Below are 12489 nucleotides of genomic sequence, written 5' to 3'. Positions count from 1 at the left end.
CCCCTGGGAGTGCCCGTTCTCCCCTCGCATGCAGGCACACAACCGGCAACGTCAGGGGACAACCCATTGAACGGACGGACGCACGCGGGGGGACGTCAGGCTGTGAACGTGCGGCCGGTGAGCTGCTCGTAGGCGTCGATGTACGCCTCCCGGGTGCGCTCGACGACCTCGTCCGACAGCGGCGGGGGCGCCTCGCCGGACGTCCGGTCCCAACCGGACTCGAACTGCAACCAGTCCCGGATGATCTGCTTGTCCAGCGACGGCTGCGGCTTCCCCGGCTCCCACTGCCCGGCCGGCCAGAACCGGCTCGAGTCCGGCGTCAGCACCTCGTCCGCCAGCACGATCGTCCCGTCCGCCCGCGCTCCGAACTCGAACTTCGTGTCGGCCAGGATGATCCCGCGGTCGGCCGCCATCGCGTGCGCCCGGTCGTAGATGTCCAGCGTGCTGTCCCGGAGCGCCGCCGCCGTCTCCGCGCCGACGGCCGCGACCACAGCGTCGTACGAGACGTTCTCGTCGTGCTCACCGAACTCGGCCTTCGACGCGGGCGTGAAGATCGCCTCGTCCAGCCGGGAGCCCTCGACCAGCCCGGGCTTCAGCGGGATGCCGCAGACGCTGCCGGTGGCGTTGTAGTCGAGCAGGCCGGTGCCGCTCAGGTACCCGCGGGCGACACACTCGACCGGGAACATCGCGAGCTTCTCGCAGATCACCGCGCGTCCGGCGACCTCGGCCGGTACGTCGGTGGACAGGATGTGGTTCGGCACGTCGAGCACCTCGAACCACCACAGGCTCATCGCGGTGAGCACCTTGCCCTTGTCCGGGATCGGCGTCTCCAGCACCCAGTCGAACGCACTCTGCCGGTCGCTGGCGACCATCAGCAGCTCGCCGGACTCCAGCTCGTACAGGTCCCGGACCTTGCCGGAGTGGAGATGCTTGGCGCCGGGAATCTCAGGAGGGGTGCTCACACGGTGATTGTTCCATTCCCTACTTCCGCCGCCGCAGGGACACCAGCCTGCCGCCCTGCGCGAACAGGCCGTCCCGGATCGCGCACACCACCCGGTTCTCCAGCTGGCCGACCCGGCCGACCGCCCGGGACCGCTTGACCAGCTTGGTGGTCGCCGGCCGCCGTTCCGCGTCGTACGCCGCCAGCGCCGGGCTCAACGGGCCCGAGCCGGCCAGGTGCCGGGCGAGCGCGGCAGCGTCCTCGATGGCCGAGCAGGCACCGCGGCCGAGGTTCGGAGTCATCGCGTGCGCGGCGTCACCGAGCAGGACCACGCGACCCTGGACGAAGGGCACCAGCGGCACCGGCAGGTCGTGGATGTCGTTCTGCAGAACGGCTTCCGGCGGCGTGCCCGCGAGGATCGCCGGGATCGGGTCGTGCCAGTCACCGAAGTTCCGGCTGACCGTCGCATGGTCGCCGCCCTGGCCGACGGACTGGTTGGCGGTCGCGTACCAGTAGATCCGCCCGTCGATCAGCCGCGCGAACCCGAACCGTCGCCCACGGCCCCAAGTCTCGCCCCCGCCGTCGTCGATCGGTACGTCGGCGATCCCGCGGTACGCCGTGTACCCGGAGTACCGCGGTCCCGCGTACTGCGGGTGCAGCGCCTGTCGCACGACGCTGCGGATCCCGTCGGCCGCGACCACGAGCTCGGCGTGCAACTCGTCGTTGATCGTCACGCCAACGCCGTCCTGCGCGAGCTTGGTGACGGTGTAACCGGTCCGGACCGTGATCCCGGGGCCGAACTCGTCCCTGACCAGGCCGTGCAACTGCGCCCGGTGGATCATCACCGGGAGCTCGACGCCGAGGTCGGCCGCGGCGACCACCCAGCGGCCGCCCGCCGTGCGCATCCCGGCCGGCCGCGACAGCACGGCCGACTTCTCCAAACCCTTCACCCCGAGCTCCTCGAGGGCGGCGACCGCCGACGGCCAGACCGAGATCCCGGCGCCCACCTCACCCAGCTCCGGTGCCTGCTCCAGCACTGTGACCTGCCATCCGCACCGCTGCAGTGCGACGGCCGCCGTGACCCCGCCGATTCCCGCTCCCACCACGATCGCCGTACTCATGATCGCGACTCTACACTTGTAGAGGAATTTCGGGTAGTGCCAGACTGACCGCCGTGACGAAGCAGGTTCCGCTGGGTGCGGATCGCCGAGACGCCATCGCCGACGCCGCGATCCACCTGGTCGCGACCCGAGGATTGCGCGGGCTTACCCACCGCGCGGTCGACGCGGAGGCCGGGCTGCCACCGGGCTCGACGTCGTACTACCTGCGGACCCGGAGCGCGCTGCTCACCGCGTGCGTCAACCGCATGCTGGCGCGCGACCTGAACGCGATGCCTGCGTTCGACGCCACGACGTCACCGCTGGACCTGGTGGTCGGCCTGACGGTCGGCCTGGCACGGGACCGTCCCGACGACCTGATCGCGCGCTACGAGTTGTCGCTCGAGGCGAGCCGGCAGCCGGAGTTGCGGACCGCGATCGACGAGGGCGGGCGGCAGTTGCGGGCGATGCTGGCCCAGTTGCTGGGTGAGCTCGGGGTTCCGGACCCGTCCGCGGCGGCCTGGCCGGCGGCCGCGATGCTGGACGGGCTGCTGTACGACCGGGTCGCGGGCGTCGGGTCGGCCTTGTCGCAGGAGGACTTCGAGGCCGGCGTACGGCGGTCGGTCGGGGCGCTCGTGGAGGGACTCAGAGCCGGTCGGTGACGGTGACGAAGGTGAAGTAGCAGACGCCGAGCAGCATACCGACGTGGCCGAGAACCGACAGACCGGCGCCGGATCCCCAGGCGTCGGTCTTGGTGTCCTCGGAGTGTTTCGCGTGGCTGGGCAGCCAACGGGCCAGCAGCAACAGTCCAAGAACGGTCAGCAGCCACCAGCCGGCCAGCATCACCATTGCGATCTCGCGGCGACCGGTGCCCAGGGCAACGACCCAGCCGATCAGCGTGATCACTCCCACGACGGTGTGCAGGCGTAGCAGGACGGCGGAGTACCCGTGCCGACCGGCGCCATGACCGGTGCCGTCGACAACTGTTCCGCCGAGCCGGACGCGCGTCAGCAGGACGACGGCCGCGCCGAGGCCGGTCAGGAACCAGGTGACGTTCGACCATTCCACGCCCCGATCCTTACCCCGCCAGCGCCCGGCTCCAACCACACTCGCGTGTCGCGGCCCTCAGTGACCGCCGCCGGGCGCCCGCCAGGTGGACCTTGGCTCAGCCGGCCTGGGTCTGTCCGGTGTCGTCCTGACCGGTTCCGCCCTGGCCCGGGGCTTGTCCCTGCTGCCCCGGTACCTGGCCCTGCTGCCCTGGAGCCTGGCCTTGTTGCCCTTGCTGGCCTGGGAACTGGCGTCCGCCGCCCTGCCCGCCGAACTGATCCTGCTGCGTGGCCGGACCGTCCCAGGCGTGTCCGACGGCCGTTCCACCCAGGAACGCCAGCACCGCCAGCACCGAGCCGGCCCCGGCCAGCGCCAGATTGCCCGGACGCCCGTCTCCCTTCGGCTGCTCGTCGGGTGCGGGCCCCTCGGGAGTGGGCGGGTCGATGTACTGCGTCATGGTTCTCACTCCAGCTTCTGATCAGTTGGTGAGGTCGTAGACGGTGGCGTTGCCGACCGTCCGGGACTGGAAGTTCTCGGCGACCCAGGCGGCGATCTCGATCGACGTACCGCCGCGGCCGCCGCCCATCCCGCCGCCTCCGCCGACGAAGTAATGAATTTTGCCTTGGGCAACCAGTTCCTGGAACTCTGCCAGCGAAGGCGCGGGGTCGGTCCCGTTGAAGCCGCCGATCGCCAAGACCGGTTCGCCGGACGCGATCTGCAGCGGAGCGGCTCCGTTGGCGGTGACTGCCGCGGCTGCCCAGGTGTAGCCCTCGGAGCCGGTCCGCAGCAGCGTGATCAGCTCGGAGGACACTCCGCTGATCCCACCCCCACCGAGGAATCCGCCGACGCCGCCGCCGTCCCCGCGTCTGGTGAATCCGTTCCCGTTCTGTCGTGGTGGGGTCCCCATCCGCAGGCCGCCGCCCATCCCGCCATTCGACGGACCGGCCGACGGCAGCGCTCCGGCGTGCGCGGAGCTGATCGTGTCCACCGAGTACGCCGCCGGCCCGGACAGCGCACTGACCGCCAGCAGTATTCCGGCGAGCACACCGGCCCGCCGAGCCGCCGTACGGCGCAACTTGAGGTCCGGCAAGATCATCACCGCACCGGCTCCGAGTACGCCGGTCAGCAGCACGACCCAGCGCAGCCACGGCTGCCACGACGGCGTCTGGTTCAGCAGCGCGAAGCCCCAGCCGCCGGTCAGCAGCACGCCGCCGGCCAAGGTGGCGCGCGGCAACCACTCGGACCGCCGCCGCCACAGCACCGACATCGCGGCGCCGACCAGAGCCCCGATCGCCGGCGCCAGCGCGATCATGTAGTAGCTGTGGATGATGCCCTGCATGTAGCTGAACGTCAGCCCGGTGACGACCAGCCAGCCGCCCCAGAGGACGGCGAACGCACGCGTCCGGTCCGTCCGCGACGCTTTGCCGGCAGCAACGACCAGTACGACCGTCGCGAGGATCGCGGCGGGCAGCAGCCAAGCGATCTGCGAGGCGAACTCACCACCGAACAGCCGCTGAAGCCCGGTAGCACCACCCCAGCCGGGACCTCCGGTGCCACCGCCGACCGAGCCGGTCTCATTCCCGTTCAACCGGCCGAGACCGTTGTAGCCCAAGGTCAGCTCGAGGATGCTGTTGTTCTGTGAACCGCCGATGTACGGCCGCGCCGACGCCGGCATCAGCTCGACGATCGCGATCCACCACCCGGCACTGACGACCAGCGAGACCAGCGCCAGCACACTGTGCAGGATCCGCTTCCCGAGTGCCGGCCGGCCCGCGATCAGGTACGCCAGCCCGAAGGCCGGCAGGATCAGGAAGGCCTGCAGCATCTTGGCCAGGAAGCCGAAGCCGACGAAGGCCCCGGCCAGCATCATCCACCGGGCGGCGTGCCTGTCCGAGTCGATCGCTCGCGTCACCGCCCACGCACCCGCGCACAGCAGGAGGATCAGCAGCGCGTCCGGGTTGTTGAACCGGAACATCAGGACGGCGACCGGCGTCAGCGCCAGGATCGCGCCGGCCAGGAGAGCCGCGTTGGCGGAGAACCACCGGCGGACCGACACGTAGACGAAACCGACGCTCGCGACGCCCATCAGCGCCTCAGGGACCAGCATGCTCCAGGTGCCGAAGCCGAAGATCCGCCCGGAGAGTCCCATCACCCACAAGGCCGCCGGGGTCTTGTCCACGGTGATGAAGCTGGAGGCGTCGAGCGACCCGAAGAACCAGGCCTTCCAGCTCGTCGACCCGGCTTGCACCGCGGCCGCGTAGTACTCGTTGGCGTAGCCGTTCCTGGACAGGCCCCACAGGTACGCGATCGCGGTGAGCACCAGGAGGCCGCCGTACAGGACCTTGTCCCGGCCGATCGTGAAGTGCGTGGTCAGTGCAGGCGGTCCGGATCGAGGGCTCACCTCGACCGGATCGAGAAGTGTCGTCATGTCAGTTGCTCCGGGTCTGGTCGAGAACCGCCGGGGGTTCGAAAGCGGGCAGAGCGGGTGCGTCGTCGTCGAAGACCCAGGTCTGGAAGAGGGTGAACCGGACGACGGTCGCGGCCAGGTTCGCGAGGGTGAGGACCGTGATCTCCACGGCCTGGTGCGGCGCCGCCACCGCCGTGTGCAGAAGCCACAGCGACGAGGCCGTCAGGCTCCAGCCGATGCCGAACGTCGCAAGCCCGCGCAGCTGGTGCCGCCAGCGGTTCTCCGGGCCACGGACGCCGAACGTCACCCGCCGGTTGAGCGCGGTGTTGCCGACCGCTGTCATCAGGAGCGCGAGCACGTTCGCCACCTGCGCCGGCAGGCCCTGCCGCAGCACGAGATAGAGCAGCGCGTACGCCGCCGTACTGAGCACGCCGACGGCGCAGAACCGGAGTACGCGCGCGGCCAACGCCGTCCGTGGATCGAGGATCCGGGGCCGGCCGAACGCCTGCCGCACCGGGTCGAGTTCCAGCTGACCGCGACCGAGGGTCCACATCAGCCGCGAGATCCCCCGCAGGTCCTCGCCGACCGTCCTGGCGATCGCGACCCGGGAGTCCAGGTCGTCGACCCAGTCCACCGGTACTTCGTGGATCCGCAGCCCGGCCTTCTCCGCGAGGACGAGCAACTCGGTGTCGAAGAACCAGCTGGTGTCCTCGACCAACGGCAGCAGCCGCTGGGCGACGTCGGCCCGGATCGCCTTGAACCCGCACTGGGCGTCGGAGAACTGCGCACCCAGTGTTGCCCGGAGCAACAGGTTGTACGAGCGCGAGATGAACTCCCGCTGCGGCCGCCGGACCACCCGCGAGCCGTTCGACAACCGGGTGCCGATGGCAACGTCACTGTGCCCGGCGAACAGCGGGGCCACCAGCGGCAGCAGCGCGTTCAGATTGGTCGACAGGTCGGCGTCCATGTAGGCGAGCACGTCCGCGGTGCTCTCGGACCAGACCTTCTTCAGCGCACGCCCGCGACCCGGCTGCTCGAGCCGGACGACCCGCACGCCAGGCAGCTCGAGCGCGAGCAGCGCGCCGATCTCGTAGGTGGCGTCGGTGCTGCCGTTGTCGGCGATGCAGACCTCGGCCGGGAACGGGAAGGCGGTGTCGAGGAACTCCCGCAACCGCCTGATGTTCGGGCCGAGGTCGTTCTCCTCGTTCTTCACGGGTACGACGATCTCGACCCGGGGACGACCTGGAATCTGCATGGCACCGATGCTGTCCGGTGAACCTGAGGCGGTCCCTGCGCCCGGCTGGCAGTTCCCTGGGACTCACGACCTGCGGTCGGGCCGCGGCTGCTCGGAGCCGGACCTACAGTCGACTCTCCGTCGTCACTGCCTGGGGGCCGGTCGTGGTCACGGAGACCCCCTGGGAAGCTGCTACCGGGTACGCCGTAGCCAGAGCAACCCGAGGACCGGGAGCACCAGCGGGACGAACCCGTAGCCCTGGCCGAAGTGCGACCACACCGTCGCGTCCGGGAAGTGTTCCGGTACGGCGTAGCTGAACGCGCCGATCGCGAGTACGCCGACCAGCTCGACCAGGATCGCGATCGTCGCCACCCGGCGCGAGACCTTGGTTGCCTTGGCCAACGCGAAGGTGGCCGCGCAGTAGATGACCGCGGCCACGGCCGACAGCACGTACGCGAGTGGCGCCTGCTCGAACTGGGTGGCGATCTGGACACCGGCCCGTGCGGTCGCGGCCAGCGCGAAGACGCCGTACACCAGGATCAGGATTCGGCCCGGGCCGTGCCTGGTCTCGGCAGCGTCGGTCATCTCAGGTCGTCCAGATCACGTGCAGGCGCTGCTCCACCACCGGGATGACCAGACAGGCGAACGCGAGCGCGCCCGCACCCCACCGGCTGCTCTCCGCGAGTGCCCACAGCGCACCGAGCGGCAGGACGATCAGCCCGCCGATCAGGTAGCCGACGAAGAACGGGCCGGAGACGTCCCGGTCGGTGCCGGTCAGCTGGACGATGCCGATGACCAGCTGCACCAGCAGCCCGACCTCGATCACGCCGAGGATCGCCAGCAGGGTCCAGTTGATCCGCTTGTCGCGCGCGGCCAGCACGATCGCGAACACCATCGCGGCCAGCGAGAGGGCGACCAGCGCCCAGGTGAGCGGTTCGAACACGGACTAGAGGATGTCACCCACCGCCCGCGGTGCGTCGCCCGGGTCCAGCCGCAGCACCTCGCCGGGCGCGCCCACAGCGGCTCGGCGACAGCTCAGAGTATGTCGCCCGGGGTGTAGGCGGCGGCCTCGGGGTGGCGCTTGGCCAGCTCGTCGATCCTGGCGACCACGGCGTTCACCTGGTCGACGGCCGCGCCGGTGAAGGACAGCGGCTCGCCGACGATGCCGACGATCTGGTCCTCGCTGAGACCGAGGCGACCATCCGCACCGAGGCGGCGGAACAGGTCGTTCGCGGCCAGGCCTTCGCGCAGGTCGAGGGCGGTCGCGACCGCGTGCTCCTTGATCACCTCGTGCGCGGTCTCCCGGCCGACACCGTTCTTCACCGCGGCCATCAGCACCTTGGTCGTGGTCAGGAACGGCAGGTACCGCTCCAGTTCGCGGCCGACCACGGCCGGGTACACGCCGAACTCGTCCAGCACGGTCAGGAAGGTCTCGAACAGCCCGTCGAGCGCGAGGAACGCGTCCGGCAGCGCCACCCGGCGGACCACGGAGCAGAAGACGTCACCCTCGTTCCACTGGTTGCCGGCCAGCTCGCCCGCCATCGACGCGTACCCGCGGAGGATGACCGCCAGCCCGTTCACGCGTTCACACGACCGGGTGTTCATCTTGTGCGGCATCGCCGAGGACCCGACCTGGCCCTCCTTGAAACCCTCGGTCACCAGCTCGTGCCCGGCCATCAGCCGGATCGTGGTGGCCAGGCTCGACGGCCCGGCGGCCAGCTGCACCAGCGCCGAGACGACGTCGTAGTCCAGCGACCGCGGATACACCTGGCCGACACTCGTGAGCGTCCGGCTGAACCCGAGGTGCTCGGCGATCCCGCTCTCCAGCTGCTCCAGCTTGGCCGGGTCGCCGCCGAACAGGTCGAGCATGTCCTGCGACGTACCGACCGGACCCTTGATGCCACGCAGCGGGTAGCGCTCGATCAGCTCCTCGATCCGGCCGATCGCGACCAGCAGCTCGTCCGCGGCCGACGCGAACCGCTTGCCCAGCGTGGTCGCCTGCGCGGCGACGTTGTGCGACCGCCCGGTCAGCACCAGGGCGGCGTGGTCGGCCGCCTTCTGCCCCAGCCGTACGGCGGTCGCGACGGCGCGATCGCGGACGAGCTCCAGGCCGGCCCGGATCTGCAGCTGCTCGACGTTCTCGGTGAGGTCGCGGCTCGTCATGCCCTTGTGGATGTGCTCGTGCCTGGCGAGGGCGCTGAACTCCTCGATCCGCGCCTTCACGTCGTGCCGAGTGACCCGCTCACGGGCGGCGATCGACTCCAGGTCGACCTGCTCCAGGACTCGCTCGTAGTCCTCGACGACCCCGTCCGGGACGGCGACCCCGAGCTCCTTCTGGGCCTTCAGCACCGCCACCCACAGCCGCCGTTCGAGCACGATCTTGTGCTCCGGCGACCACAGCTGAGCCATCGAGAGGCTCGCGTAACGGGAGGCGAGAACGTTGGGGATCCGGGGCTTGCTCGAGCTTGGCACGGCCCCATTCTCCCAGAACGTCAGCGCCTGACCGTCAGCAGTCCACAGACCTGGATGGCCGCATTCGCTGTGCACAGCCGGTAGACGCCGTCCTCGGCCGTGTCCGGTACGACGACGTGATCCGGACCGGGACCGTTGATGCCGACGTCGACCCAACCACCGTTGGCGTCCGCAGGCCACCATGTCGGTGTGTGCTCGCGGCCCGGTCCCCAATCCGACGTGAGGTAGTAGAGCACCTTCGACGGGTCCGACTCCTTCGCCAGCTGGAACGCGATGCCGCGACCGTTGTCGTCGGGGAACCTGAGCGCCACCACGGCACCGGGCCGGGCGGTCTCCGGGGTGACCGTGATGGGGGACGACCACCTGGGGTCGGTCCGCGGACCCTCGGTCCTCGCTGCCGGCGCCGAGCCCGAGTCGCTCCACGGGACGAGCGTGACCACGGCTCCAAGGGCGACCACCGCGGCGGCCGCCGCCGACCAGGCAGTCGTCCGGCACTGGCGGCGTGAGCGTGCCGTGGCCAGAACGGCGTCGAAGTCGCCGCTCGACTCGGCGGCCCGGCGGTCGGCGAGCGCCTGGAGCTCCTGCTCGAGATCAGGCATGGTCCTCACTCCTCAGGGTCGTGGACAGCATCTGCCGGGCGCGTGACAGGCGGGACTTCACTGTTCCTTCGGCGATCCCGAGGGTGTCGGCCACCTGCGCGACGCTCAGGTCACAGACGTAGTGGAGGACGACGACCTGACGTGCCGGCATCGGCAGCCCGGCCAGTGCCCGCTCCAGGTCGCCGCCGTAGCCGTCCGCCGGATCGGGTGCGTGCTCACGCGGCAGCCGGTGGAACACCCGGGCGAACCGGTTGCTGTCCCGATGCCGGTTGGCGGCCAGTCGTACGGCGACCAGGCGCACCCAGGCGTCCGGAGCGTCGTACCCGGAGACCTTCGACCACCGTGGAACGAGCCGGACGAACGCCTCCTGGACGATGTCCTCGGCCTCGGCCCGCGACCCCGTCAGCAGCGCGATCACCCCGACCAGCCGCGGCTGGTGCGCGGAGTAGAACTCCCGCAGCCCGTCGCCGTCCGTCGACCCCATACTCCAGTACACACCCGCCCGCCGACCGCGGTTCCCTCGAACGGGGTTGCGGGGTCCGGGAGCTCAGACGGTGATTTCGCCGCGGGCGGCTTTCAGGGCGATGTCGGTGCGGTGCTGCGAACCCTTGATCCGGATCTGGCCGACGGCGGCGTACGCGCGCTGGCGGGCCTCGTCGAGGTCCTTGCCGGTCGCGCTGACCGCGAGCACGCGGCCGCCGGACGTGACGAGCTCGTCGTCGTCGAGCGCCGTACCGGCGTGGAAGACGTGGACGCCGTCCACCTCGGCCTGCTCGACGCCGGTGATCACGTCACCCTTGCGCGGGTTGGCCGGGTACTTCTTCGCCGCGACCACGACCGTCACCGCGGCCGCGTTCTTCCAGGTCAGCGGTTCGTGATCGGCCAGCTTGCCGTTCGCGGCGGCGAGCAGGAGGCCACCGAGCGGGGTCTTGAGCAGCGGCAGCAGCGCCTGCGTCTCCGGGTCGCCGAAACGGCAGTTGAACTCGATCACCCGGACGCCACGCGACGTCAGCGCGAGCCCGGCGTACAGCAGACCGCTGAACGGCGTACCGCGGTGGCGCAGCTCGTCCACGGTCGGCTGGAGCACCTTGTCGGTGATCTCCTCGACCAGGTTTTCCGGTGCCCAGGGCAACGGAGTGTAGGCGCCCATGCCGCCGGTGTTCGGCCCCTCGTCGTTGTCCGCGAGGCGTTTGAAGTCCTGGGCGGGCTGCATCGGCAGCACCGTCGTCCCGTCGGTGATCGCGAACAGCGACACCTCCGGACCGTCCAGGTACTCCTCGATCAGCACCTGCTCGCAGCCGGCCGCGTGCGCGAGCGCCTCGTCCCGGTCCGAGGTGACGACGACACCCTTGCCGGCCGCGAGACCGTCGTCCTTCACGACGTACGGCGGGCCGAACGCGTCGATCGCCTCCGCCGCCTCCTCGGGCGTCGTACACACGTAGGCCCGGCCGGTCGGCACGCTCGCGGCGGCCATCACGTCCTTGGCGAACGCCTTCGAACCCTCGATCTGCGCGGCGGCCGCGGACGGGCCGAACACGGCGATCCCGGCGTCGCGCAGCGGGTCGGCCAGCCCGGCCACCAGCGGCGTCTCCGGCCCGACCACGACCAGGTCGGCGCCGAACTCGGTCGCCAGCACGACGACCGCCTGGTGGTCGGCGACGTCCACCGGCCGGCAAACGATCGTTTGCCCGTCGTGCGCCGGCCGCAGCACGGCGATGCCGGGGTTGCCCGGGGCCGCCACGACCTGCTCGACCTCTGGGTCCTGCGCCAGCGCCCAGACCAATGCGTGTTCGCGGCCACCCGAGCCGATCACCAAGACCTTCACGGGCCATCAGCCTAGGGCACCGGGCTGTCGATCCACACATTCGCCGTTCGTGTAGTGGATAAAGACGGAAGGAGTCGGGATGACCGAGGTACTGCTCGAAGGACTGCTGATCGGCGAGTCGGCGCGCTGGCACGACGGGCGTTTCTGGTGCTCGAACTGGGGTGCGCAGGAGGTGCTCGCGGTGGACGCCGCCGGCACGCGGGAGGTGATAGCCCGGGTGCCGACGACGCTTCCGTTCTCCATCGACTGGCTCCCGGACGGCCGCCTGCTGGTGACGTCCGGCCCCGAAGGCCTGGTGCTGCGGCAGGAACCCTCCGGCGACCTGGTGACGCACGCGGAGCTCTCGTCGTACGGCGGCCTGAACGAGATCGTCGTCGACGGCCGCGGCAACATCTACGTGAACGGCGGCTGCGACTTCGAGCCCGGCTCCGGTGAACGCCCCGGCTTCGTCCTGCTCGTCACGCCGGACGGTTCGGTACGACGGGTGGCCGACGAGCTCGCGTTCCCGAACGGCATGGTGATCACGCCGGACAACGCGACGCTGATCGTCGCGGAGTCGTTCGGCGGCGTCCTCACCGCATATGACATCGCCGGCGACGGCAGCCTGTCCAACCGCCGCGTCTGGGCCCCGCACCCCGGCGACGGCATGTGCATCGACGCCGGCGGCGCCATCTGGACCCCCTGTTGGACCGCCGACGGCGAATCGGCCTGCCTCCGCATCGCCGAAGGCGGCGAGATCCTCGACACCGTCCCCCTGGACCACGCCGGCTTCGCCTGCACCCTGGGCGACGGCACCCTCTACATACTCACCGCCGACTGGCACCTGCGAGACACCTTCGACTCCAACCTCGCCCGCCTCCTCACCACC

General features: G+C 70.5%; 14 protein-coding genes. 2 read left to right on the top strand and 12 right to left on the bottom strand.

Going from position 1 to position 12489, the window contains the following annotated elements:
* Positions 1-95: 95 nt before the first annotated feature.
* Positions 96-962, bottom strand: coding sequence for a phosphoribosylaminoimidazolesuccinocarboxamide synthase (locus tag E1218_RS31620; RefSeq protein ID WP_132326715.1), 867 nt, complete (start codon positions 960-962; stop codon positions 96-98).
* 19 nt (positions 963-981) lie between these two features.
* Positions 982-2061, bottom strand: a complete 1080-nt coding sequence (locus tag E1218_RS31615; protein ID WP_132326714.1) for an FAD-dependent monooxygenase — start codon at positions 2059-2061, stop codon at positions 982-984.
* Positions 2062-2114: 53 nt separating this feature from the next.
* On the opposite strand from E1218_RS31615, the gene E1218_RS31610 reads away from it, so the two are divergent.
* Entirely contained in the window at positions 2115-2699 is a 585-nt protein-coding gene (locus tag E1218_RS31610) for a TetR/AcrR family transcriptional regulator (RefSeq protein WP_132326713.1), read from the top strand.
* Here E1218_RS31610 and E1218_RS31605 read toward each other — a convergent pair.
* The 10 genes from E1218_RS31605 to purD all read right to left on the bottom strand — a co-directional run bounded on the left by E1218_RS31605 (position 2683) and on the right by purD (position 11621).
* Complete coding sequence (locus tag E1218_RS31605; protein ID WP_132326712.1) at positions 2683-3105, bottom strand: hypothetical protein; 423 nt, start codon at positions 3103-3105, stop codon at positions 2683-2685. The genes E1218_RS31610 and E1218_RS31605 overlap by 17 nt on opposite strands.
* A gap of 97 nt (positions 3106-3202) precedes the next feature.
* Positions 3203-3541: a hypothetical protein gene (locus E1218_RS31600; RefSeq protein ID WP_132326711.1), complete on the bottom strand. Its 339-nt coding sequence runs from the start codon at positions 3539-3541 to the stop codon at positions 3203-3205.
* 21 nt (positions 3542-3562) lie between these two features.
* Positions 3563-5512 carry a glycosyltransferase family 39 protein gene (locus E1218_RS31595; protein WP_132326710.1) on the bottom strand — a complete coding sequence of 650 codons (1950 nt, stop codon included), beginning with the start codon at positions 5510-5512 and terminating at the stop codon, positions 3563-3565.
* Between the two features lies 1 nt (position 5513).
* The gene (locus E1218_RS31590) at positions 5514-6746 is read right to left on the bottom strand and encodes a bifunctional glycosyltransferase family 2/GtrA family protein (RefSeq protein WP_132326709.1); all 1233 of its coding nucleotides are present in this window, start codon (positions 6744-6746) and stop codon (positions 5514-5516) included.
* A 171-nt stretch (positions 6747-6917) separates the two neighbouring features.
* On the bottom strand, positions 6918-7310 hold the full coding sequence (locus tag E1218_RS31585; RefSeq protein WP_132326708.1) for a hypothetical protein: 393 nt from the start codon (positions 7308-7310) through the stop codon (positions 6918-6920).
* Position 7311: 1 nt separating this feature from the next.
* On the bottom strand, positions 7312-7668 hold the full coding sequence (locus E1218_RS31580; protein WP_132326707.1) for a hypothetical protein: 357 nt from the start codon (positions 7666-7668) through the stop codon (positions 7312-7314).
* A gap of 92 nt (positions 7669-7760) precedes the next feature.
* The gene (purB, locus tag E1218_RS31575) at positions 7761-9197 is read right to left on the bottom strand and encodes an adenylosuccinate lyase (RefSeq protein WP_132326706.1); all 1437 of its coding nucleotides are present in this window, start codon (positions 9195-9197) and stop codon (positions 7761-7763) included.
* 20 nt (positions 9198-9217) lie between these two features.
* Entirely contained in the window at positions 9218-9796 is a 579-nt protein-coding gene (locus E1218_RS31570; RefSeq protein WP_132326705.1) for a hypothetical protein, read from the bottom strand.
* Positions 9789-10280 (bottom strand): SigE family RNA polymerase sigma factor, encoded by a 492-nt coding sequence (locus tag E1218_RS31565; RefSeq protein WP_132326704.1) that lies wholly within the window; start codon positions 10278-10280, stop codon positions 9789-9791. The genes E1218_RS31570 and E1218_RS31565 overlap by 8 nt, the downstream gene beginning before the upstream one ends.
* A 63-nt stretch (positions 10281-10343) precedes the next feature.
* Positions 10344-11621, bottom strand: a complete 1278-nt coding sequence (gene purD, locus E1218_RS31560; protein ID WP_132326703.1) for a phosphoribosylamine--glycine ligase — start codon at positions 11619-11621, stop codon at positions 10344-10346.
* Between the two features lie 79 nt (positions 11622-11700).
* On the opposite strand from purD, the gene E1218_RS31555 reads away from it, so the two are divergent.
* Positions 11701-12489, top strand: a 789-nt coding sequence (locus tag E1218_RS31555; RefSeq protein ID WP_132326702.1) for an SMP-30/gluconolactonase/LRE family protein, incomplete at its 3' end; no start/stop codon positions are given.

Origin of the sequence: Kribbella turkmenica (assembly GCF_004348725.1) — a bacterium.
Lineage (GTDB): Bacteria > Actinomycetota > Actinomycetes > Propionibacteriales > Kribbellaceae > Kribbella > Kribbella turkmenica.
Note: the sequence above shows the minus strand (reverse complement) of the source record. Positions and strands in the feature narration are given on the sequence as shown.